Raw genomic sequence first — 22,691 nt, 5'->3', positions numbered from 1 at the left:
GAGGGGCTCCGGCCAGCGCATCAGCCAGCGGTCGCGACCTTTTCGGCCACGCGCGACAGCGGTTCCTGTAGCGACTGGATGGCCCGGCTGAGCGTCACCTTGTCGGAGGCTTTCAGCGCATCGGTATAGAGCACATAGCCACCGGGCACCGTATTGTCGCGGTAGCCATCGAGCAGCGCGCGCACCTTGTCGAACTCGTCGCTCACGCGTTTGGTCAGATCGGGATCGATCTGCGCCATCCCCGGCTCCAGATAGGCAAAGGCCTGCTCGGCCCCTTCGACATTGCCCGCGAAATCGGCCAGATCGATATGGCTATAGGCCTCTTCCTCGCCGCTGATCTTGGTGCTCTGGACTTCTTCCAGCAGATCCGCCGCGCCATTGGCCAGATCCTCGGGCCAGAATTCGAGGCTTGGGGCCAGCTGGTCAAGCAGCTTCACGTTCTTCAGCAGCTCATGCGCCGTGGTCTTGGTGTCGTCGGTGATCGCGCCCCGCTCGAAGAGATCGCGCTCGATCGCATGATAGCCCGACCAGCCTACCGCCGGATCCTCGTTCGAGGCCCGCATATCGATAAGATAATCGAGATTGCCGTGATTGTCGGTCGCATCGAACCCGTCCATCACGAAACCGTCCACATCGGATTCGATCCGCTCGTAGAAGGGGCGGGCATGGGCGTAATCGGTCTTGGCAGCCTCCAGATCTCCCGCGGTAATATCGGCATCGAGCTTGGTCACGGCCACGACCATCGCATCGACGGTCTTGTTCACATAGGCGCTGTAATCGGCGGTGCCCTTGTCGAGCAACTCCGAGACGCTGCCCTCGGCACGTTTGGCGGCAGCGCCGGTGACGGTGAAGGCGGTCTTTTGCGGATCGGCACCGGGGCAGTAGATGTCGTAGCTGCCGCCGCCCAGCGTGACAGTAAAGGTGACCGATGGCAGACCGGGCGCAAGGTTTTCCTTCTCGCCGATGATCCGATTACCCGAGAGGAGTTCGACCTCGGTCAGGGCGGTGGCGGTCTGGTTGGTGACAGTAAAGGTCACGGGGCCCGCGGCGGCTTCGGTCGCGCTCAGCTTGCAGCTGCCGCCATTATCGGAGGTCATCGTGATCGCGACCTGAGCGGCGCCAGAGGCGTTGCTTTCGGCGGTCTGGGCCGAAGCGGAGGTGCTTGTGGCAAGCGCTGCCAGAAGCGGGAGGATGATCGGATAGGAGCGGGAGACAGACATCAGTGAGATCCTTTGGGCGCAGGTTCTACCCCTGCGCCATGTGAGGGAGAGACCCGTTCGGGTGCGAGAGAGCGCAATTGCCGCGCCGCACGCAGGGCAATCGCAAGGGCCGCCAGAAGAAGGACAACAGACAGCTGGCGGGCCCAGAACTGCCATTCCTGCAAGGCTGAGCCATAGGCGCGATAGGCGGCCATGGCTTTGGCTGAAAACGTATCGGAGGTGGCCCATGCGAGAGGGCCGGTTTGCGCCGCAACGGCTTGGGGCAGCTTGCGCACGCGCAGGCTGCGCGGGGTCTGCAGACCGCCGCCCGACAGGGTCACCAGAACCTGTGCCCCGCCTCGCGCCTGCACAACCGCGCCCTGCGCCAGACGGGCATGGGCGTCCAGATCGGCCTGCCATTGCGCGGTGTAAGGGCCGGGATAGCGGGTGGGGTTCAACCCGATCGGACGCCGCCCGCCATTCAGCGCCACCAGTTCGGCAAAACTCACCGTCTGTGGAGCGTCATTCAAAGCCACCGTCGCACCGTAATCGGCCTCGCTCAGCGCGAGCCCGTTATGGTCCGAACTCTGCGCCGAAGAATGCGGCAGGTTCAGGGGGACGCCCCCAAAATCGAGGGCCAGCGCGTCCCCGCGCAGCTGCACCTGCCCCGCCCCATCGCCACGCAGCGCCGCGATCGGCGCCTGCGGGCGCAGCCTCGCCCGCGGCTGCGGCAAAAGAAACAGACCCAGCGCCGCAACGGCCAGCATCAGCGCCGCGCCCAGTTTCAACCGCCCCGCATTGCGCGGGCTCGGGCGATAGGCCGTGGGCCAGTAGACAAGCGCGCCAACAATCGCGAGATAGCTCACCCATCCCAGAACCTCGATCAGCCGCGGATCGGAGGGGATGCCCAGCACACCGGTAATCAGCGCGGCCTGAACCGTGCCGGGCGCCACGAGCCAGCCCAGATCCATGACCATCTGCTGACCGCCATTGATCCAACCCGCCTCATGGCCTGTGCGCAGCGCGCTCACACAAAGCCCCGCCGCGACCAGAACGAGGAAACCGCCGGTAATGCGGAAAAAGCGCGACAGGTTCAGCCGCACCCCGCCCTGATAAATACCCCAGCCGATGCCGATCGCCAGCGCCAGTCCGATCAGCGCGCCGATCCCTGCCCAAAGGGCCGATTGCGCCGCCGAGAAGGTTGCCAGAAAGAACACCGCCGTCTCGAAGCCTTCCTTCAGCACCGCCAGAAAGGCCATTGCGGCCAGTGCCGTGGCCCCACGTCCCGAGAGCGCGGCCGCCGCATCCTGCTCAAGGCTCGATTTAAGATCACGCCCGTGGCGGTCCATCCACCAGATCATGCCGGTAACAAAGACAATGGCCACCACGCCGATCAGTGTCTCGAGCGCTTCCTGACGGGCCTGCGGCAGGCTCTGTTCGAGATGGTTGAGGCCAAGCCCCACACCGAGCGACAGAAGAACCGCCAGCCCGACCCCCGCCCACATCGGGCCGAGCCCCGCCCCGTTGCGACGCAGGAAGGCCGCGATGATCCCTACGATCAGCGTCGCCTCAAGCCCTTCACGGAGCGCGATCACCAAAGTTGCCAGCATGACCTGCCTCTTTCGCCTAGCTCTGGATCGGTGGGCGTTTATTCCCGACCAAACAACTCAGCTATGGCTTCTGCGCCCGCAGAACGCGGCTGTCAACGCACGCTGGCGTGAACGGGCGGCGTGAACCGAGGGGTGAACCGACGGGTGCCGCCGGACCACGATATGCTCAACGGATGCCCTGCACGATGGGAAAATCCGCAAAGGGCTGACCGCCCAGACGGTCGAATTGCTGGCGCAGAGACATTTCATCGAGCGCAGTGCCGATGATCACAAGCCGGTTGCCGGCCTGCCCGTCGGGCCAGCCCTCGAGCCGAAGACCGGGATAGAGCCTGTGGCCTACCGCATGCACCACCAGCGGGCGCGACGGGTCATCGCGCAGCGCCATCAGCCCCTTGATCCGCAAAAGCCCGTTCGAGGGCGTGGCTGTCAGCCGCGTCAGGAACTGGCGCAGCGCGGTTTCATCAACCGGTGTATCCGAGGTCAAGGGCACTGCCTGCACCCCTCCATGCCGGTTGAGATCATGGAAATGACCGCCCGTCAGGGGCGGCTGCTGCGCCTCAGCAGCCAGCCATTTGCCGACCTGCTCGCCCTTGCCGAAGGCGCTGTAGCTTCCAGCTCCGATCAGACTGGCGGGCGAGAATCCATCGGCAGCCGCGTCATGCACGATCACCCCCGGATTGAGGCCGCGCAGCGCCTCACCCAGATCTCCCGCAGGGTGGAGGTCTGTCTTGCTTAGGACCACATGATCGGCGAAGGCAATCTGGCGAAGGCTTTCGGGATGGGCCTCGAGCACCGCCCCGATCCCCTCGACATCCACCACCGTGATCACACCCGACAGCCGGAACGCCCGCGCCACCGCATGATCGGCCAGAGCGACCGCCGCCAGCCCGCCGGGAATAAGGCTGTTCACGATGGGGGCCAGATCGGCCAGCCCTGTTGTCTCCACGATAACCCGCGAGAAAGGCGGCAGCGTCCCGTTGCGCCGCAGCACAAGCAGCTCGTCAAGCGAGGCGCGCAGATCGCTGCCCCGCGTGCAGCAGATACAGCCCGTCGTGGTGACGCTGGCCCGCGCCTCGCGGCCCTTGCGCACCAGATCATGATCGACCGCCACCAGACCGAACTCGTTGATCACCAGCGCGGTATCGGCATAGGCGGGATCTTCCAGAAGCCGGTTGAGAAGCGTCGTCTTGCCAGCCCCCAGAAAACCGGTCAGCACGAAGACGGGGATCTGGGTATCGGGTATGGCCATGGGATGCTCCTTTTCCGGCGGGTGCAGGGATATGTCCGGCAGGCCCATCCCGCAAGATGGGATCGGCCTGCCGCGCGATCAACCGGCCCGCGGCAGGCTCGCTGTGAAATGCAGCGCCAGATGTCCGTCCGGATCGCGCACCTGCCGCGCCTCGACCCCGAAACTCTCGCGCAAATTGTCGGGCGAGAGCACCTCGGCAGGGGGACCTATCGCCTTGAGCCGCCCGCCCTCCAAGAGCGCCACCCGATCACAGGAGAACGCATGGTTGAGATCATGGAGCGCGATCACCCGGCTGACGGGCAGGCTCCGCACAAGGGCCAGAAGTGCCAGCTGGTGGCGGATATCAAGATGGTTGGTGGGCTCGTCAAGCAGCAAAAGCGCAGGCGACTGGGCCAATGCGCGGGCGATGTGGACCCGCTGGCGCTCGCCTCCCGAAAGCGTGTGCCACAACCGGTCCTCGCGCCCTGCCATATCGACCGCCGAGAGAGCGCGGGTCACCGCCTCGCTATCGCGCATGCTCCAGCCCCGCAAGGGTGACAGGAAGGGGATACGCCCCAGCTCGACCGCCTCACGCACCCGCAGCCGGTCGGTGGTCTCGGCCTGTTGTTCGACCAGCGCGATCTGGCGGGCCCGCACCTGCGCGCCCAGTTCCACCAGCGGCCTGTCCTGCCAAAGCACCCTGCCCCCAGAAGGCTTTCCCAAACCCGCCATCATCCGCATCAACGTAGACTTTCCCGAGCCGTTCGGCCCGATCAGCCCCAGATATTCACCCTCCCCGACCGTCAGCGAGATCCCGTGCAGGATCTCGACCCGATGCGCCTTAGCCTGCAGGTTTTCCACGCGCAGCACCATCAGCGCGCCCCCCGCATCAGGATCAGCGCGAAAGCGGGCGCCCCGATCAACGCGGTCACCACCCCGATGGGCAGAACCTGCCCCGGCACGATGATGCGCGAGACAATATCGGCGAGAACCAGAAACACCGCCCCCGCCAGCGCCGAGGCCGGCACAAGGCGCTGGTGGCGGGTGCCCACCAGAAAGCGCATCGCATGGGGCACCACCAACCCGACAAAACCGATGGCACCCACTTTCGACACCAAAACCCCTATCATCACTGCGGTCGCGGTGATCAGGATCCCGCGCGTTTTGGGCACATTGATCCCCAACGATGCCGCACTCTCGGCCCCGAAGGTGAAGGCATCGAGCGCATGTCGGTGCCAGAGGCAGACGAGCGCGCCGAGGCAGGTCACCACAACGGCGGGGAGCACATCCTCCCAGCGCACACCCGAGAGGTTGCCCATCAGCCAGAACATGATACCGCGCGCCTGTTCGGCATTTGCCGAGCGCGCGATGATGAAAGCGGTGAGCGCATTGAACATCTGGCTGCCTGCAATCCCGGCAAGGATGATCGCGGCCGCCCCGCTGGTGCCGCGCGCCGTGCCGGGGATGGCATGAGCCAGCGCAACCACGGCAGCAAAGGCCGCAAGCGCCCCGATCAGCGCGCCTGCCGACATGCTGAGCGCCCCCGCCCCGAACCCCGCGATACTTACCAGCACCGCGCCGGTGGAAGCGCCCGCCGAGAGCCCCATCAGATAGGGATCGGCCAGCGGATTACGCAACAGCGCCTGAAGCACGACCCCCGTCAGCGCCAGCCCCGCCCCGCAGCTGGCCGCCACAATCGCGCGGGGCAGCCGGTAGGACCAGATGATACCCGCATCGATCCGGTCCACCGGATAGCCCGCCTGCCAAAGATGGTTGGCGAGCACCCTCGCGACCGAAGCCAGCGGCAGCCGCGTCTCGCCAATGGCCGCCCCGGCCAGCAGGGTCAGCGCGAGAACGATCAGCCCCGCACCCCATAAAAGCGCCTTCCGGCTCATTGGAAAGTCATACCCGCCAGTGCATCGGACAGGCTGTCGAGCCCGTAGATCGTGCGCAGGGTCGCGCTCATGGCATGGGCGTCCATCACCACGATATGCCCTTCGCGCACCGCTTTCATCTGCCGTGTCACCGGATCGCTGCGCAGGAATTTCAGCTTTTCCTCGACATCATCGGCGGGGAAACGGCGGCGGTCCATCTTGGCGATCACCAGCACATCGGGGTCGGCCTTGGCGATACTCTCCCAGCCGACCGTGGGCCATTCCTCGTCGGATTTCACCACGTTGGTAAGGCCGAGCGCGCGCATCATATAGCCCGGCGCACCAAGCTGGCCCGCCATGTAGGGATCGAGCGCGATATCGGCGGAGGAGAACCAGAAGGCCGCTTTCAAGCCCTTCGGCAGATCCAGCGCCTTGGCCCGTGCCACGGCGCGCGCCTCGGTCGCCTGCAGATCGTCGACCAGCGTCTCGCCCCTGTCGGCGACATCGAAGATCTCGGCCAGCTGGCGGATGCCCTTATAGACCTGCACGGGATCAAAGGCGCCTACCCGCGTGCCATCGCCGCCGGTGCTGTTGTCCTTGGTGTCACAATCGGCGGGAAGGATATAGGTATTGATCCCCAGATCTGCGAACTGCTCACGGGTGCCCACCACACCATTGGGACCGACATGCCATTCATATTGCACGGCAACCAGATCGGGTTTACGGGCCACGACGCTCTCGAAGCTCGGATCATTATCGGCCAAACGCGGGATCTGTGCATTGACCTCGGCATAGCGCGGCAGCACCTTGTTGAACCAGACCGAGGTGCCCTTCACCCGATCCGCAAGCCCCAGCGAATAGAGGATCTCGGTGGCCGACTGACCGATCGTCACCGCGCGCTCGGGGGCCGCCTCGAAGCGGACCTTACGACCACAATTTTCTATCTGCAGCGGATAATGCGTCTGCGCGGAGGCCGAGACCGCACCCAGCAATGAGGCCACGGCCAGTATCATGCATTTCATCAGTTCCGTCCTTATCGAAAGGAGCGGAAAGCGCCATAAAGGACAGGGGCCGGAGACCCCGCCTGCCCTACCGACACACCCCGTCCGGTTAACATCTTCAGGCCGGCAGGTCTCCTGACTGGCGCCTCAACGCGTCTTTGCCCTTCCCGGACCGATGGCCCAGTGGTGTTGCAAAGGCGCTCTTCGCCTACAGTTGCGGGGGCAGTTCCGGTTGCCGCCGGAGCGGTGCGGATTCCCTATTATATCCTCGCGGATACCGGTGAGGTGGTTTTGCATCCTCCCCCGCCGAGGTCAAGCGATGCCACGCGACGAATTTCTGGCAGCCAGAGCGCGACGTAGCGTTACCTGTGCCTCGGCAGGTTACCCGAAGGCGCATTGAGCGCCATTCAAGACCGAGCATAATCGACCGTTTTCAAGGATTTTCACACCAGCGGGAGATAATGCGCCATTATAGCTGTTTCCGGAATACACCATTCATAAGCACGCACATGATCAGCGCCAATGGTTTGCATACAAACGCATACAAAAGCCCGACTCGAAATTTGCTTGCCCGAAGCCGCACTGTTTCACGGTCCAGCCATTTCGCGACGCGGCCTATCTGAAATATTAGTGAGGAGTTTCACGTTTTGAACAAGACCAAATGTCGCACCGATAAAGCCGAGGGTCCGGCTGCGTCGAAAGAGCTTTCCGGCATGGACCGACGCAACTTCTTGATCACCTCTGCGGTCGCGGGATTTGTGGCGGCATCGGGCACCGGACTGGGCCTGAGCCGTGCAATGGCGGCCACCGCGGACGGGGCGGCGGGTTTTGGCACGATCAGCGCTTTCGTGACCCGGCAGAAGGGCTTCGACCCCAAGCTGGTCGAGCGCGCCTATGACCAGCTGGTCGAGCTGGATCCGAGCTTCGACACCAAGGTCGTTGCCCTGTCGGATGCGATCAAATCCGCCGATGTCGAGGATATCGACGCCTTCCTTGCAACCAGTCCCGATCAGGATCTGCGCGAGACCATGACCACGATCACCGCCGTCTGGTATCTGGGCTATACCGGCACGCCCGATCCGTCGCAGGAAAAGGATGACGCGAAATTCGTCACCTATCGCGATGCGCTGATGTGGAAGCCCACCGGCAATACCACTCCGATCCCGACCTACTCGCAGCACAAGCAGAATTACTGGGCCGAGCCGCCCACCGCTGACGACATCAAGTGATCGCGCTGTAACTATTTTAGAAATCTGGACTATACCCAATGGCTAATGACTATGATGCCGATGTGATTGTCATCGGTTCCGGCACGGTAGGGGCGAATGCCGCCTACGAGCTGGCCAAGCAAGGCAAATCCGTTCTGATGCTCGAGGCGGGCGTGCGCATTCCGCGCTGGCGTCTGATCGAAGCCTTCCGCAATTCTCCCCGCCGCACCGATTATAACGGCCCCTATCCGGACGAGCCCTGGGCGCATACGTCGGCCTCGCATGACTATGTCGAGAATGATGGCGACTTCCCGATGATCGCCAACTTCCTCAAACTGGTAGGCGGCTCGACATGGCACTGGGGCGGCGCGACATGGCGCTTCATCCCCGATGATTTCAAGATGCAGTCCACCTATGGCGTGGGCCGCGACTGGCCTATCGAATATAGCGATCTCGAGCCGTGGTATGTGAAGGCCGAATACGAGATTGGCGTCGCAGGCAATATGAAGGAAGACCAGTCTGGCGTGCGCAAAGGCGAGACATGGCCTCCGCGCTCCAAAGATTTCCCGATGCCCGCGCAGAAAAACAGCTACATGCTGGACACCTTCAAAAGCCGGATCGAGCCTCTGGGCTTTGATGTGGTGGCCGAGCCCTCGGCCATGATGAGCGGTAATTACCGTGGCCGTCCGGGCTGTGTAGGCAACAACAACTGCGCCCCTGTCTGCCCGATCGGCGCGAATTATTCCGGCGTCTTCCACGCCGATCTCGCCGTCGAGGCGGGCGTCAAGCTGATGACCAACACCACCGTGACCCAGATCGAGAAAGGTCCAGATGGCAAGATTGCCGCCGTCAAATGGAAATCGTCCAAAGGGGACGAAGGCCGCTTGACCGCGAAGGTCTTCGTGCTGGCCGCCCATGGCTATGAAAGCGCCAAGCTGATGATCACCTCCGAGGTCGGCAATTCCAGCGATATGGTCGGGCGCAACCTGATGCCACACCTTGGCCTGGGCTTTGACTTCTTCTCGGAAGATCCGGTCTGGCCGGGCCGTGGCCCGATCCAGCAAGGCGCGATCTTCAGCTATCGCGACGGCCCGACACGTTCGCAGCATTCGGGCATGAAACACGCGGTCAACAACTTCGTCCCGAACGAGGCGATGACCAAACGCCTGCTGAAAAAAGGCGTTCTGGGCTCCGAGCTGGACGCGCGCATCAAACATGACAGCGCCCGCTATATGAGCCTCTATTCGATGTTCGAGACGCTGCCTGATCCGGCCAACCGCGTGCAACCGGGGCCGCATAAGGACGCGCTCGGCCAACCCAATTTGCGCATCACCTATGCGGTGGACGACTACGCCCGTGGCGCGATCGACCCCTGTATCAACGACTATCAGCAGTTTGTCAGCGCGATGAATGGCGAGGTGCTCAACATGTCACGCGATCTGGCCAACCATGACCATATCATGGGCACGGTCATCATGGGCGACAAGGCAACGGACTCGGTCGTGGACAAGGACTGCCGCAGCTGGGATCACGAGAACCTCTTCGTGGTCAGCACCGGTAACCTGCCCTCCTCGTCGGTGGTCAACCCGACGCTGACCGCCGTGGCGCTGGCAATCCGCGCCGCCGACACCATCGCGAAGGAGGTCTGAGCCATGCGTCTGCTTACTCTTGCAACGGTGTTTACGGCTCTGGCCACCAGCGCCTTCGCGCAATCGGATGCCGATCTGGTGAAACAGGGCGAATATATCGCCCGCGCCGCCGACTGCACCGCCTGCCACACCGCGCCCGTCGATGGCAAACCCTTCTCGGGCGGCTACAAGATCTCCTCGCCGATGGGGCCGATCATCGCCACCAATATCACGCCTTCCAGGGACTATGGCATAGGCACCTGGTCCGAGGACGAATTCGCCAAGGCCATCCGTCAGGGTGTGACGCCCGATGGCACCCATCTCTATCCGGCCATGCCCTACCCATCCTATGCCAAGATGACGGATGCGGATGTGAAGGCGCTCTATACCTACCTGATGCAGGGCGTTGATCCGGTGGATGCAGCCCCTGCCGAGAAAACCGACCTGCCCTTCCCCTTCAACCAGCGCGCGCTGATGATCGGCTGGAACATGCTCTTCTCGCCCAAGCCTGGCTGGACGGCACCGGACGGCCTGTCGGATCAGGAAGCACGCGGCGCCTATCTGGTGGATGCGCTCGAACATTGCAGCACCTGCCACACCCCGCGCGGGCTGATGATGAACGAGAAACAGTCCGACTATCTGGGCGGTGGCTCGCTGGGCAGCTGGCGTGCCCCCAATATCACGCCCGACAAGGCCACCGGGATTGGCGACTGGTCGAACGAGGATATCGTCGCCTATCTGAAAAACGGCTTTGCCAAAGGGCATGGATCGGCCGCAGGGCCTATGGCCGAAGCGGTGGAACATTCACTGAGCAAGCTGCAGGAGGATGATCTCGAGGCGATCGCGGCCTATCTCAAGAAAGTGCCTGCGGTGCAATCGGCCATTGATGTGGCGGCCTCCCCCGCCGTGCAGGAAGTGCCGATCACGAGCTACGAGACCGCCGATTGGCAGGGCAATCCCGACCATGCCGATGCACTGGCCGATCACAGCACGACCGATGGGGCGAAGCTCTACAATTCGGCCTGTGCCGCCTGTCACGGTGTCGATGGTCAGGGCGCACCCGACGGACATTTCCCGAGCCTGTCGAAATCGGCCCCTGTGACCTCGAAAGATCCCTCGAACCTCGTGATGACCATTGCCGAAGGCATCAGCCGTCACGATGCGACGGGCTATTCGGTCATGCCGAACTTCAGGAACGATCTTGATGACGGCCAGATCGCGGCCCTTGCCAATTATGTCCAGACGAATTTCGGCGGCACCGATCCGAAGCTGGACAAGGCCGCCGTGGACACCATCCGCTCGGGCGGCGAGGTGCCGTGGATCGTGAAGAACGCCGCATGGATGACATGGGCGGGCATCATCATCGCGGTGATCGTGATCCTTGGATTGATCGGTGTTTTCCGCCGCGCGCGCCGCAGACAGGTCTGATCGCGCTCCTGCTGCACGAAGGCCGCATTCCATCAGGGATGCGGCCTTTGTCATGCGCTGTTGCATCGCGGCCAAAGCCGCAGGGTTCCGGCCGCTTGCGACAGATTGCGGCATTCCCAAACGCGGCTCATGGTCCTAGATCAGGTCCATCCGAGCGAAAGACATAGCCCATGCCCCAGCCCTCCATCCCTGCCGCCCCAGGCTCGTTGATCTACCGCCTCGCGCGGCGGCTCGAGGGATATTCGATCGGCATGGTCCCCGAATTCATAGGCGTCGCCGAGGGCTTGCGCGCCTCGCTGGCCTTTGCCGCAATGGTGCTGACGGCGGTGGCCAGTGGCGAGCCGAAGCTCCTCTGGGCCGCCTTTGCCGCCTTCTGGGTCTGCCTATGCGACCCGGGCGGACGCGACCGCACCCGTTTCCGCGCGATGGGAGCCTTTGTGGCGGCAGGCACATTGGCGGCTTTCCTTGGCGCGGCAAGCGCAGGCCTCGGGCCGATCTATGCCTGCCTGACGCTGATCCCGATCATCTTCCTGCCCGCCCTCGGCGGCACATTCGGCCCCGCAGGCGCGCAGTCGGGCACGCTGATCTGCGTGGTGGGCGGCGTGGCCGTGGGCTTTCCCAGCTCGCCAATCGCCTCCCTGCATCTGGCCGGCGCATTTCTCATAGGCGGCATCTGGGCGCTGGTCTTCAGCTTCTGGATCTGGCGGCTGCGCTCGCAAAGTCCGGCTCGGCGCGCGATCGCCTCGGTCTTTGCCCGGCTTTCCGAGATGAACGCAGCCATGGCCGCGCGGCTGGGCCAGCAGGAGATCTTGGGCGCCGCCGAACCCGAATACCGCCGCGCCCTGCGCGCCGCCATCGAACGGGCGCGCAGCACCATCCTGGGCGTGGGCAATGGCCAGACCCAGTTCATGGCCGAACTGGGCACCGCCGACCGGATCTTTGCCGCGATGATCGCGCTTGACCACATGCTGAGCGAGCCGCTTGCACCCACCGAAGAAGCACCGCTGCGCGAACAGCTTGCGCGGATCGGGGCGCTGCTGTCGGAGGCGCAGATGCAGGCGATGACCCGCCACCCCAATCCCGACCGGCTGGTCTGGGAGGCCGAAGACCTGCGCCGTGCGGCAGAACGCGGCGGCGCACAATCGCAGGCCGTGGTCAGCGCGGTTGCAGAGGCCTTCCTGCGTCTGGCCGAGCATCTGCGCGGCGAGCCCCCCGAGACCCAAGCGCCGCAATCGGACCGCACGCCCCGCCCCAGCTGGCGCAACATTCCTGACCCGATCCTGCGCCACGCCCTGCGGCTGACGGTTGCAGTGGTGGCGACCTACCTGATCTGCGTGACACTCGAGATGCAGTATTTCTACTGGGCCACGATGGCGACTATCGTCGTGCTGCAGCCCGCGCTCTCGACCACATGGCCGCGTATGCTGGAACGGGTTCTGGGCTCGATCGCGGGCGGCCTTCTGGCCGCGGGCCTGCTGGCGCTCGGTCCGGGGCAGCTGACGCTGCTGGCCGTGATTATCCCGACCTCGGCGCTCACCATCGCTTTCAAACGGGTGAATTACACCATTTTCACCATAGGGGTCAGCGCGCTTTTCGTTCTGGTGACAGAGTTGCTGATGCCCGATCACGGCATTGCCCTGTCGCGCGCGCTCGATAATATCCTGGGCTCGGCCATCGCGTTCGTCGTGGGCGCCACCCTCTGGCCGGGCCGCGCCGAGCCCTATTTCCGCGACATTCTGGCGCGTGCCGTGCAGGCCAATATGGACTATGCGGCGGCCTCGGTCGGCAGCACCGGCCTGCCCGAACCCGTGGACCGGCTGCGCCGGCAGGCGGGGCTCGAAAGCACCCATGCCGAGACCGTGCGCCAGCGCAAGATGATGGAGGGGCGGCGTTCGGCCGATCAGCTGGACAAGGCCGCCCGCGTTCTGGGCGCGCTCAGGGTGCTGGCAGGCGCCGTAACCGGCCATGCCCTGCTGGCCCCCGAACCCGATCCGGAGAAAGCCCGTGCGCTCGAAGAAACGGCCAAAAGCTTCGCGCAAGCCATTCGCCATGATGTAGGGGCGGCTTTGCCTCCCCTGCCGCCGCAGACCACCAAGACCGATCTGCGCAAGGCGCTTGAGCTTTTGCATAGCCAGCTCGACGAATATCTGACACGTTAACCACAGCCAAACTTTCGATCGCGGATCCAATCGTGCCCCATCTTCTCTCTTCCCGCCTCGCTCTCCTTGCCGGACTGGTGCTGAGCGCATTTCTGGCAGGCTGCGGCATAGGTCCGCGTGCCACCCCGCAGGAATGCATGGAACGGGCGATGTATTTCGAATCCAACCGCTCCAGCCGCGACGGGATGATCGCCGTCGGTTCGGTGGTGATGAACCGCGTCCGCTCGCCCGATTTCCCGAATACAGTCTGCGGTGTCGTGATGCAGAAAAACCAGTTCGCCCGCGGCATCATGAGCCGCAAGATGAATCTCGACAGCGCGCCCTATATCCGCGCGGCAGCGCGCTCGGTGCTGCGCGGCGAGCGTCACCCCTATATCGGCAACTCGTTGTATTTCCACACCGCAACCTATCGCGCGCGCTACAACAATATCAATTATGTGCTGACCACAGGCGGTAACGCCTTCTACGAGAAGCGCCGCCCCGAAGACGTGACGGCTCCCGTGCCGCTCCCCGCCCTTGAAGGCGTCACCGGCTACTGATCAGGCCTTGCGGGGAACGGCTTTGCGCTGCTCGATCTCACGATAGAGAAGGGCTGCGATATTCTTGCCCGCCACCGCCTCGATCCCCTGAAAACCGGGGGAGGAGTTGACCTCCAGCACCTTCGGACCGTCATAGGCGCGCAGAAGGTCTACCCCTGCCACGCCGAGCCCGAAACTGCGCGCGGCCTTCACCGCCATGCGGCGCTCCTGCTGGGTGATCTTCACCACCTCGCCCGTGCCACCCTGATGCAGGTTCGAGCGGAACTCGCCCTCCGCCCCCTTGCGCTTCATCGCGGCCACGACTTTGCCGCCGATCACCAGACAGCGGATATCCTCGCCCGCCGCCTCTCGCACGAAATGCTGCACGAGGAAATTGGCCTTCAGCCCGCGGAACGCCGAGATCACGCTTTCTGCGGCCTTGCGCGTTTCGGCCAGCACCACACCCTTGCCCTGCGTCGAGGCCAGAAGCTTCACGATCAGCGGTGCATTGCCCACCAGTTCGATCAGGTTGGTGGTATCCTTGGGCGAGGCCGCAAAGGCGGTGTCGGGCATCCCGATCCCTGCGCCCACAAGGATCTGATGCGCCCAGAGCTTGTCACGCGAGGCCATAATCCCGTGCGAGCCGTTCACGCAATAGGTGCCCAGCGTTTCGAACTGGCGCAGCACCGCCGCCCCGTAAGGGGTGATGGATGCGCCGATCCGCGGGATCACCGCATCATAGCGCGGCAGTTTGCGCCCGTCATAATAGATCTCGGGCGCGAGCGTGTTGATCGCCATATAGCAGCGCGTTGTGTCGATCGCATCGACCTTGTGGCCCCGCGCGCGGCCCTCCTCGACCAGACGCTGGGTGGTGAAGTTATCCTCGCGTGTAAGGATGGCGATCCGCAGGCTCGGACGGGCCTGATCATCAGGCGCGGGCACGGTGTAGCCCGTATAATCCAGCTCGGCCTGCAACCGCCGCTCGGCAGGCAGCACCGTTACATGATCTCCCAGAGCCTGCCGGCCCAGCAGCATTCGGCTGGCCATGGTCGAGCGGTCGGTCAGCGTAATCTCGATCGGCCAGCGGGCGCCGCCCACCTCGACATCTGTGCCGATCACATAGCGCTGCTCGGTCTCGCCATTCGACGAGGTCACATCGCGCCGGTCCAGAAGCGGGCATTCACACTGCACTGCAATCGCGTCATTTTCCGGCACGGGCTGCAGGGTGAAACGCACCATCGGCGCCTCGGCCGTGCCGGTAATCTCGATGCCAGACGCATGCAGCGCCGATGTCCGCGCGCCTGTGTCCACCTTGGCCAATATCGCAGGCACCCCGAGCCCGGGCAATGCCAGCCATTCCTCCCACCCCATCTGCAACGGAACCTGTGTCATAGGCGGACCCTCTCTGTGTTCGGGACGAACATGGCATGACGATAAAGACAGATGCGTGACATGCGGAGCCGGTTAGCTCTCGGCACGCGCGCGGCCCCGCCTCTAGCCTTCATGCGGACGGCTGACAAGATGGATAATACGGCCTGTCATTCCCGAGCGTATGCGCCACTCTCAGGGAAGGATCTTACGCGGTGCAGGCGCGGCAGATGCCGGCGTCAAAAACGGTCCAGCGGACGACCCGTGGATCATCTCCTCCACACGGACCCAGAGATCAAGAAGCTCTTCCATCTTGCGCGACAACTCGTCCTTATCGCCGTCCCTTGCGCTGTTCTCGTAACATTTGAGCATGGAATGCAGCTTCTTGTACCCCAATATTCCCGCAGATCCCGCGAACTGATGCGCGATCGAGGCGAAGCTTTCCAGATCGTCATACATGAGGTTCTGTTGGAGGGTCGATAACCGTTTGCGCCCCTCGGCAAGAAAGGCCTGCTCGAGGGCACTAAATTCCTCCGCGCCATACATCTCGCGCAGATCATCGCGGATCAGCGGATCGGCAAAGCCATCCGCCTCTGCATCCAGCTGCGACTGCTGCTGATGCTGGGCCAGAAGCAGACGGTTCAGCGCGGCACGGTTGATCGGCTTGCACACGACATCGTCGCAGCCCGCCGTCTTCAGCTCCGCCGCCGCCTCGGGCGAGATATTGGCGGTGACCGCCACGATCACCGTGTCGCGGTTCGGCCCGTCGCTGGCACGGATGACACGAGTGGCCTGCCGCCCGTCGAGGACCGGCATGTTCAGATCCATGAGAATCAAGTCGAATTTCTGCTTGCGCGCCGCATCCACCCCGTCCTGCCCGTCAATGGCCATCACCACCCGGTGCTGCCCCTGCAGGAGCATCTGGCGCAGAACCTCGCGGTTGAGGGCGTTATCCTCGACGATCAGGATATCGCAAGGTGGAATGACGGCCGCGGCCTTAGGCTGCGGCTCGGCCTGACGCCGCACCAGCGCCGTAGGCGCAGGTAACGAGAACCAGAACACCGTGCCCTCGCCCGGCTCGCTCTCCACGCCGAGCTTTCCGCCCATCGCCTCGAGAAGACGGCGCACGATACCCAGCCCCAGACCCGTCCCCGATATGTCTTGCGCGCCGGTAGGCAGGATCGACACGAAATCCTCGAAGATCCGTTCCTGATCAGCCCGCGAGATCCCAATGCCGCTATCGATGACCCTGATCTCGAGCGATTGCCCCGCCATCGCATATTCCATCTCGATCTGGACAAGCCCGTTGCGGGTGAATTTGACCGCATTGCCGACGATGTTCATCATGACTTGCCGCAGGCGCGCCGGATCGCCGATCACCGCTTTGGGGATCGACGTCATGGGCTCCACTGTCAGCGAATTACCGCGCCCGGACGCAGCAGGGCGCAACGCCTTGGCAATCTCTTCCACCAGCCCGCGCGGATCGAAGTCGACCTTTGCGATATCGAGCTTACCTGCATCCAACCGCTCGACATCAAGCACGTCATTGACATGTTGCAGGAGCGACTGGCCTGCAAATTCCATCGCCTCGACCAAGGAGGTCTGGCGCTGATCGAGATCGGTATCGCGGATCAGCTCCAAAGAGCCGAGCAGACCGTTGAGCGGCGTGCGCAACTCGTGGCTCATGACCGAGACAAAGCGCGATTTCTCGCGCTCGCCAGCCAGTGCCCTGTCACGCGCCGCAATCAGCTCGGCCTTATCCGCGACACGGCGCGAAATGTCGCGCAGATAGATGACATGCAGGCGCCCGGAGCGCAGCTCGGCCTCGCGGATGGACAGTTCTGCGGGGAACACCTCGCCATTGGCGCGCTTGGCTTCAAGCTCGTTCAGACCGCGACGGCTGGCCGCCGTAGTGGGGAGCGTCACGAAGTCCGCCATCTCGCGCCCGATCGCCTCGGCCTTCGGACAAGCAAAGATGGTCTCTGCCGCACCATTGAACTCGACGATGGTCCCTTCGGCATCCACCACGACCACCGCATCGACCGACGCGTTGACCACCGCCGTGATCCGCGTCATCGCATCGCGCAAGGACAGCGCCTTCTGCTGGCCGAACCGCCACAGGCGCCAGAGCGCCACCGCCCCCATCGCAAGGATGGAAAACAGGATCAAGGTCATCAACGCCAGCTTGACCAGCGCCTTGAAGACCAACTCGCGCTGGTCCTTGATCTGTTCGGAAAAGATCGAAAGCCCCATCAGTGCGAGCGCGCGCAGGTCGCCTTCGGCGGCGCGCGCCTCGGCAACCACACGCGCTTTCATCGCTTCGTTGAAAGGTAGATTGCCATCAAGCCGCTCGGCAGTATGGTCGAGAAAATGCCAGACCGAAGCCAGAGGCTTGGCGCCGCCCTGATCGCGCAGGATCTCGCGGAAGCCAGAGCCTTCGGTCACCGTCTGGATACGACTGTAGAATATGTCGAAGCGCTGGCGGAAATCCTCCACCGTTTCGGACACTTCGGGTTTGACGCCAAGTAGCGCCAGCCGCATCCGGTCGAACTCCACCTCGATCTGCGAGAGGGTCCATTGCGGGCTGTCGGTATTGGCGCTGGCCAGAGTATCAATTTCGCGCCCGACGTCCCGCGCGTTCTGGAAGATCCCGTAAAGCGCCACGCCAATGATGAGCACCAGCCCGAGGGCCGCGATGAAGCGGTTACGCTTTCTGGCATCACGAAGGAACTGGTGACTCATGGCGCGGCGGATCTCAGTTCAGGATCTCGATCTTGACGACCTGCCAGATACTGCGCGCATAGACGACCTCGTTGCGCAGCGCCTCGTCGGAATCATAGGGATAGACCACCCAGAGCGGCCCCTTGTCGCGCACCGACATCGTCTCTCCATTGCGTGAATAGGCCAGAAGCGCCTCGTTGGGATGCAGCTCGGACACCGGCACAGTGACCGAGTAATCATTGACCGCCGTCAGTTTCAGATTGCCCTCACTGACACCATATTCGGCAAGGAGATCGGCCAGATAGACCCCTTTGAACTCCTGCGGCCCCTTGGTCCAGGTGGTGGTGGTCGTGAAGCTTCCCGACGGCAGCGCCTCGAGGGCTGCGCGATCGAGTTCGACAGGCGCGGTAAGGCCCGGGGCACCGATAATCGTCAGGACCGGCGACTGGGCCAGAGCCGGCATCATCGAGGCGAGAAAAACGGCGAGAATGGCGAGAGAGGATTTCAGATAGCGCAAGGACCTACTCCGTTGACAAGAATCTGCGCACGGTTTGCGGCGCGGGCATTCTCCCTACACATAAGCGGCAACCCTTAATTCATTGGTAATGCGCATCTCTTGGTGCCGTTTCTGCTTGCCTGTGCGGTGACCAAGGGTCCTCTGCGCTCCGGCATTGGCGGATACGGGGTTTTTCTTGCCAATTGTGCGCCCTAGCTTGCACAGACAGGACTTTCACTCCGACATAGGATCATTTCCGTGGCTCAAACCTATACCCCGCCCAAGATCTGGACCGCCCCCGAAGAGACGGGTGGCCGGTTCGGTGCCATCAACCAGCCCACCGCCGGCCCGCGATTCGACAAGGAGCTGCCCAAAGGCGCGCACCCGCTGCAACTCTACTCGCTGGCCACGCCGAACGGTCAGAAGGTGACGATCCTGCTCGAGGAGCTGCTCGCGGCGGGGATCGATGCCGAATATGACGCATGGCTCATCGAGATCATGAAGCTCGACCAGTTCGGCTCGGGTTTCGTGGAGATCAATCCCAACTCGAAGATCCCCGCATTGGTGGACCATAGCGGAGCCGAACCGGTCAGGGTTTTCGAATCCGGCTCCATCCTGATGTATCTGGCCGAGAAATTCGGGGCCTTCCTGCCGGCCTCGGGGCCCGCGCGCGCCGAGGTGATGAACTGGCTCTTCTGGCAGATGGGCTCGGCACCCTTCCTGGGCGGCGGCTTCGGGCATTTCTATGCCTATGCGCCCGAAAAGCTCGAATATCCGATCAACCGCTACGCGATGGAAACCAAGCGCCAGCTCGATGTTCTGGACCGCACGCTAGCCGAGCGCCCCTATATCGCGGGGGACATGTATTCGATCGCGGATATGGCGATATATCCTTGGTATGGCGGGCTGGTCGAGGGGCGCCAATACGGTGATGCGGCGACCTTCCTGCAGGTGCAGGACTACGAGCATCTGGGCCGCTGGGTGAGCGAGATCTCGGCGCGTCCGGCCGTCCAGCGCGGCCGCCGTGTGAATGCGACCGGCGAGAATGGCGTGCCCAACCGCCACAGCGCCGCCGATCTGGACTGAAGCGGCCCATGGAAACGGCCTGCCCCTTTGTGCAAGGGACAGGCCGCATAGGCGCAAGAGCAGATCTCAGCTGCGTAGACGCAGACGACGCTCGCTGAAATCGGCGAGCTGGGTCACCAGATAGGCGATGACCATATAGATCACCACGGCCACGAGGAACGCTTCGAGATAGTAGAAGTTGAGCGCCGCCGTCAGTTGGGCCTGCGCGAAGATATCCACCACCTCGATGGCAAAACCGAGCGACAATGCCTTCATGATGACCATGACCGAATTGGCCAGATCGGGGATGGCGGCCACTGTGACCTGCGGCAGGAGCACCCTGCGGAAGAGTTGCCAGCCGGTATAGCCGAGCGAATGCGCAGCCTCGGCCTGCCCTTTGTCGAAGGAGTTGAGCGCGCCCTTGATGACCTCGGTCTGGAAGGCGGCCACACAGGAAGTCAGCGCCACGATCAGCGTCACCCAGTTGGGCGTCATATGGCCGTTCACCTTGAGCCCCACCAGCCCGGTGACGAACTCCAGCGCCGCAGGCAGGCCGAAATAGGCGAGGAAGATAACCACCACCATCGGCACGCCCTTGAAGACCACCTTATAGGCCACGACCAACTCGCGCAGAACCGGAAGACGGCGGTATTCGCATAGCGCAAACAGGCTGCCCAGCAATGTCGAGAGGACGAAAACCGCTACGGCCATCGCCAGGGTCCACGGCACTACCGGAAGGATCGACAGAAAATCCGGAATGAGGAGAGATAAATCGAACATGGGTCGTATCCTTTTCCGGCTTTACACGGAGGGGGCGAGTTTGAGGCGGCGCGCGCCCTGCTGGATGTAGCGCCCCGAGCGGCGCTCGAGCAGGCGGATGATAGCCCATGCGACAAGGCAGAGCGCCGAATAGAGCACCGCGAGCACGAGATAGGTCTCGAACTGGTACTGGTTGTAATCGCGCTCCATCACAAGGTGGGCAGTGGCCATCACATCGGCCGCGCCGATATACATCACGAGGGCCACGTTATGGATGAGATAGATGATCGAATTGCCATAGCCGGGCAAGGCGATATGGGCGGCCTGCGGGCCGGCCACACGGGTGAGCTTGCGGAAGAACCCGTAGCCCAGTGAATCCGCCGCCTCGTGCTGACCGCGCTCGACCGCCAGATAGGCCGGGCGCATGACCTCGGAGAGATAGCCGCCGTGATAGAGGCTCAGCCCCACCATTGCCGCCAGATTGGCATCGAAAATATCGGGCAGGCCGAACTGGGCCACAAAGACCGGCAGGCCATAATAGACGACGAAAAGCTGCAACACGACCGGAACGCTGCGCGCATAGGACACATAGAGATCGGCGAGCTGGCTGATGACCGGCACACGGCAGATACGGAAGAAGGTGGTGATGAATGCCAGAACGAACCCCGCAGCCATCGCGACGAACATGATGAACAGCGTAAGCGGCAGGGCCGAGATCAGTTCCGGAACGAGAACGGCAAGATCCAAGGGGAATACTCCTGTGGGCTTAGGGACGGGATCGGGCCATGACAGCCCGATCCGGTTTGGGGACCAGGCTCAGTTGAGCGTCATATAGGCGCCGACTTTCTCGCCGAACCACTTCTCGGAGATCTGGTCGAGCGTGCCATCCTCGCGCAGCTCGCCAAGCGCCTTGCTCACATCTGCAGCCAGCTGCTCGTTCTCGGCGTCGCGATGGATCAGCACATAGGTGTTGTGCACGACGACCGGCTCGGAGGCCACGATATCCAGTTTCTGCTGTTCGATCACGGTGGCCTCACCCAGATTGGAGGGCAGGATCAGGGCGTCATATTTGCCTTGGTTCAGCTCGTTGAGGCGGGTCGGATAGGGCACGCCCGCGCTCGAGGCGGTAAGCTTGAACGTCACATCCGGATGCTCTTCCTGCCAGCCGGTCACGAATTTATACACGCCGCCGCCTGCCGTTACGGGCACGATTTTCTTACCGGCAAGACCGGTCATATCCTTGATCTCGTCGCTTTTGCGCGAATAGATCTTCATCATGCTCGCGCCGATCGGGTTCTCGGGGATCAGGAACTGCTTGGCACGGGTGGGGTTGGAGTAGTAACCGCCTGTGATCATGTCATATTTACCAGTGGCCAGACCGGTCTCCTGCGCGATATCGGCAGCCCCTTCCATCTCGAACTTATATTGCGGCAGCTTGGCATTGATCGCCTTGAGCACATCGGGCTCGTAGCCCTGCGGCTCGTGCCCAATCGCACCCCATGACAGGGGCTTGGATTCTGCCGCCGTTGCGATCTTGATCACGCGCGGTGCATCCTCAGCCTGCGCAAGACCGGAGGTAGCCATCGCAAGGCCTGCGGCCCCCAGAAGGGTCAGCGCAAATCTGCGGCCAATCATCGAAGTCATCATCAGCATTCCCTGTTATCCTTTTATCTGTTGGTCTTAAGCGAATTCGAGTTCCGCGCGCAGGAATTGCGCGAGACGCGGGGTGGCGGGGGCTTCAAAGATCTCGTCGGGACTGCCTTCGGCGGCAACCACACCACCTTCCATGAAGACGATCCGGTTCGAGACCGAACGGGCGAACTGCATCTCGTGGGTCACCAGCAGCGAGGTGATGCCCGAGCCCGTCACATCCTTGATGACTTTCAGCACCTCGTTCACCAGCTCGGGGTCGAGCGAGGAGGTCGGCTCGTCGAAGAGGATGACATCAGGGCGCACCGCCAGCGCGCGGGCGATACCCGTGCGCTGCAACTGACCGCCCGAAAGCTGCGAGGGGTAGTGATCCTGACGCTCGGTCATGCCGACGCGGTCCAGCTCGCGCAGGGCGATCTCGCGGGCTTCCTCGCGCGATTTCTTCTGCACCACCACCAGCGGGTCCATGATGTTCTGGATCACGGTCATGTTGCGGAAGACATTGAACTGCTGGAACACCATCGCCGTGCGCAGGCGAATATCGCGGATCGCCTTCTTGTCGGCGCGGGCATAATCCATCTGCACCCCATCGAGCGAAATGGTCCCCGATTGGGGCTTTGCCAGATAGTTGATACATTTCATAAGCGTCGTCTTGCCGGTGCCGCTCGGCCCGATGATCGAGACGACATCGCCCTTCGCGACATCGAGATTGACGCCATTGAGGATCTGGTTGCTGCCATAGGCAAGCTTCAGGTCTTTGATAGAAAGCATTCGTCGTC

The 22,691-nt window shown here is 63.0% G+C and carries 18 protein-coding genes, 1 pseudogene and 1 riboswitch; of the genes and pseudogenes, 6 read left to right on the top strand and 13 right to left on the bottom strand.

Translation table 11 applies throughout. The features are described 5' to 3' along the window. Positions 1–20 precede the first annotated feature (20 nt). The 6 genes and pseudogenes from efeO to ABEB22_RS18810 form a co-directional block, all read right to left on the bottom strand. A complete protein-coding gene (gene efeO / locus ABEB22_RS18835; protein ID WP_349294943.1) occupies positions 21–1,220 on the bottom strand; it encodes an iron uptake system protein EfeO in 1,200 nt (399 codons plus the stop codon). After that, complete coding sequence (efeU, locus tag ABEB22_RS18830; protein WP_349294942.1) at positions 1,220–2,809, bottom strand: iron uptake transporter permease EfeU; 1,590 nt, start codon at positions 2,807–2,809, stop codon at positions 1,220–1,222. Before efeU ends, efeO begins: the two co-directional genes overlap by 1 nt. Positions 2,810–2,975: 166 nt before the next feature. Then, a complete protein-coding gene (locus ABEB22_RS18825) occupies positions 2,976–4,058 on the bottom strand; it encodes a GTP-binding protein (protein ID WP_349294941.1) in 1,083 nt (360 codons plus the stop codon). A gap of 336 nt (positions 4,059–4,394) precedes the next feature. Beyond that, positions 4,395–4,910 (bottom strand): annotated as a pseudogene (locus ABEB22_RS18820) (ABC transporter ATP-binding protein); the annotation flags it as partial. Next, positions 4,910–5,932: an iron chelate uptake ABC transporter family permease subunit gene (locus ABEB22_RS18815; protein ID WP_339115407.1), complete on the bottom strand. Its 1,023-nt coding sequence runs from the start codon at positions 5,930–5,932 to the stop codon at positions 4,910–4,912. The gene ABEB22_RS18815 and the pseudogene ABEB22_RS18820, both read right to left, overlap by 1 nt. Further along, positions 5,929–6,933 carry an ABC transporter substrate-binding protein gene (locus ABEB22_RS18810; RefSeq protein WP_349294940.1) on the bottom strand — a complete coding sequence of 335 codons (1,005 nt, stop codon included), beginning with the start codon at positions 6,931–6,933 and terminating at the stop codon, positions 5,929–5,931. The genes ABEB22_RS18815 and ABEB22_RS18810 overlap by 4 nt, the downstream gene beginning before the upstream one ends. Before the next feature lie 86 nt (positions 6,934–7,019). Beyond that, a riboswitch (cobalamin riboswitch) is annotated at positions 7,020–7,209 on the bottom strand. A 350-nt stretch (positions 7,210–7,559) separates the two neighbouring features. Here ABEB22_RS18810 and ABEB22_RS18805 point away from each other — a divergent pair. The 5 genes from ABEB22_RS18805 to ABEB22_RS18785 all read left to right on the top strand — a co-directional run bounded on the left by ABEB22_RS18805 (position 7,560) and on the right by ABEB22_RS18785 (position 13,874). Beyond that, positions 7,560–8,141: a sugar dehydrogenase complex small subunit gene (locus ABEB22_RS18805; RefSeq protein WP_349294939.1), complete on the top strand. Its 582-nt coding sequence runs from the start codon at positions 7,560–7,562 to the stop codon at positions 8,139–8,141. Positions 8,142–8,179: 38 nt separating this feature from the next. Continuing rightward, a complete protein-coding gene (locus ABEB22_RS18800) occupies positions 8,180–9,769 on the top strand; it encodes a GMC family oxidoreductase (protein ID WP_339115404.1) in 1,590 nt (529 codons plus the stop codon). Positions 9,770–9,772: 3 nt separating this feature from the next. Then, positions 9,773–11,176: a c-type cytochrome gene (locus tag ABEB22_RS18795; protein WP_349294938.1), complete on the top strand. Its 1,404-nt coding sequence runs from the start codon at positions 9,773–9,775 to the stop codon at positions 11,174–11,176. 170 nt (positions 11,177–11,346) lie between these two features. Next, complete coding sequence (locus ABEB22_RS18790) at positions 11,347–13,335, top strand: FUSC family protein (protein WP_349294937.1); 1,989 nt, start codon at positions 11,347–11,349, stop codon at positions 13,333–13,335. 29 nt (positions 13,336–13,364) lie between these two features. Then, the gene (locus tag ABEB22_RS18785; RefSeq protein ID WP_406871217.1) at positions 13,365–13,874 is read left to right on the top strand and encodes a cell wall hydrolase; all 510 of its coding nucleotides are present in this window, start codon (positions 13,365–13,367) and stop codon (positions 13,872–13,874) included. Here the strand turns inward: ABEB22_RS18785 and rimK are convergent, their stop codons facing one another. From rimK to ABEB22_RS18770, 3 genes are all read right to left on the bottom strand, one after another. Further along, the gene (rimK, locus tag ABEB22_RS18780; protein ID WP_339115401.1) at positions 13,875–15,245 is read right to left on the bottom strand and encodes a 30S ribosomal protein S6--L-glutamate ligase; all 1,371 of its coding nucleotides are present in this window, start codon (positions 15,243–15,245) and stop codon (positions 13,875–13,877) included. A 171-nt stretch (positions 15,246–15,416) separates the two neighbouring features. Beyond that, on the bottom strand, positions 15,417–17,963 hold the full coding sequence (locus tag ABEB22_RS18775; RefSeq protein WP_339115400.1) for an ATP-binding protein: 2,547 nt from the start codon (positions 17,961–17,963) through the stop codon (positions 15,417–15,419). Positions 17,964–17,976: 13 nt separating this feature from the next. Beyond that, complete coding sequence (locus tag ABEB22_RS18770) at positions 17,977–18,459, bottom strand: molybdopterin-dependent oxidoreductase (protein ID WP_349295301.1); 483 nt, start codon at positions 18,457–18,459, stop codon at positions 17,977–17,979. Between the two features lie 237 nt (positions 18,460–18,696). Here ABEB22_RS18770 and yghU point away from each other — a divergent pair, with 237 nt between their 5' ends. Further along, the gene (gene yghU, locus ABEB22_RS18765) at positions 18,697–19,524 is read left to right on the top strand and encodes a glutathione-dependent disulfide-bond oxidoreductase (RefSeq protein WP_350937344.1); all 828 of its coding nucleotides are present in this window, start codon (positions 18,697–18,699) and stop codon (positions 19,522–19,524) included. Between the two features lie 66 nt (positions 19,525–19,590). On the opposite strand, the gene ABEB22_RS18760 is transcribed toward yghU, so the two are convergent. The 4 genes from ABEB22_RS18760 to ABEB22_RS18745 all read right to left on the bottom strand — a co-directional run bounded on the left by ABEB22_RS18760 (position 19,591) and on the right by ABEB22_RS18745 (position 22,683). Then, entirely contained in the window at positions 19,591–20,283 is a 693-nt protein-coding gene (locus ABEB22_RS18760; RefSeq protein WP_349295300.1) for an amino acid ABC transporter permease, read from the bottom strand. Positions 20,284–20,304: 21 nt separating this feature from the next. Next, positions 20,305–21,009 carry an amino acid ABC transporter permease gene (locus tag ABEB22_RS18755; RefSeq protein ID WP_349295299.1) on the bottom strand — a complete coding sequence of 235 codons (705 nt, stop codon included), beginning with the start codon at positions 21,007–21,009 and terminating at the stop codon, positions 20,305–20,307. Positions 21,010–21,078: 69 nt separating this feature from the next. Continuing rightward, on the bottom strand, positions 21,079–21,906 hold the full coding sequence (locus ABEB22_RS18750) for a transporter substrate-binding domain-containing protein (protein ID WP_406871216.1): 828 nt from the start codon (positions 21,904–21,906) through the stop codon (positions 21,079–21,081). A 36-nt stretch (positions 21,907–21,942) separates the two neighbouring features. Beyond that, positions 21,943–22,683 carry an amino acid ABC transporter ATP-binding protein gene (locus tag ABEB22_RS18745; RefSeq protein ID WP_349295298.1) on the bottom strand — a complete coding sequence of 247 codons (741 nt, stop codon included), beginning with the start codon at positions 22,681–22,683 and terminating at the stop codon, positions 21,943–21,945. Between the last annotated feature and the right edge of the window lie 8 nt (positions 22,684–22,691).

This window comes from Thioclava sp. 'Guangxiensis', from assembly GCF_045348365.1.
Taxonomy (GTDB): Bacteria; Pseudomonadota; Alphaproteobacteria; order Rhodobacterales; family Rhodobacteraceae; genus Thioclava; species Thioclava kandeliae.
The sequence above is the reverse complement of the archived record's forward strand: the minus strand, read 5'-3'. Positions and strand labels throughout refer to the sequence as shown.

Coding starts and splice junctions, on each gene's coding strand:
- ABEB22_RS18815 (WP_339115407.1), bottom strand. CDS start 5,932: ATGAGCCGGAAGGCGCTTTTATGGGGTGCGGGGCTGATCGTTCTCGCG.
- ABEB22_RS18760 (WP_349295300.1), bottom strand. CDS start 20,283: ATGTTCGATTTATCTCTCCTCATTCCGGATTTTCTGTCGATCCTTCCG.
- rimK (WP_339115401.1), bottom strand. CDS start 15,245: ATGACACAGGTTCCGTTGCAGATGGGGTGGGAGGAATGGCTGGCATTG.
- ABEB22_RS18810 (WP_349294940.1), bottom strand. CDS start 6,933: ATGAAATGCATGATACTGGCCGTGGCCTCATTGCTGGGTGCGGTCTCG.
- ABEB22_RS18800 (WP_339115404.1), top strand. CDS start 8,180: ATGGCTAATGACTATGATGCCGATGTGATTGTCATCGGTTCCGGCACG.
- ABEB22_RS18775 (WP_339115400.1), bottom strand. CDS start 17,963: ATGAGTCACCAGTTCCTTCGTGATGCCAGAAAGCGTAACCGCTTCATC.
- ABEB22_RS18790 (WP_349294937.1), top strand. CDS start 11,347: ATGCCCCAGCCCTCCATCCCTGCCGCCCCAGGCTCGTTGATCTACCGC.
- ABEB22_RS18795 (WP_349294938.1), top strand. CDS start 9,773: ATGCGTCTGCTTACTCTTGCAACGGTGTTTACGGCTCTGGCCACCAGC.
- ABEB22_RS18750 (WP_406871216.1), bottom strand. CDS start 21,906: ATGACTTCGATGATTGGCCGCAGATTTGCGCTGACCCTTCTGGGGGCC.
- efeO (WP_349294943.1), bottom strand. CDS start 1,220: ATGTCTGTCTCCCGCTCCTATCCGATCATCCTCCCGCTTCTGGCAGCG.
- efeU (WP_349294942.1), bottom strand. CDS start 2,809: ATGCTGGCAACTTTGGTGATCGCGCTCCGTGAAGGGCTTGAGGCGACG.
- ABEB22_RS18745 (WP_349295298.1), bottom strand. CDS start 22,683: ATGCTTTCTATCAAAGACCTGAAGCTTGCCTATGGCAGCAACCAGATC.
- ABEB22_RS18825 (WP_349294941.1), bottom strand. CDS start 4,058: ATGGCCATACCCGATACCCAGATCCCCGTCTTCGTGCTGACCGGTTTT.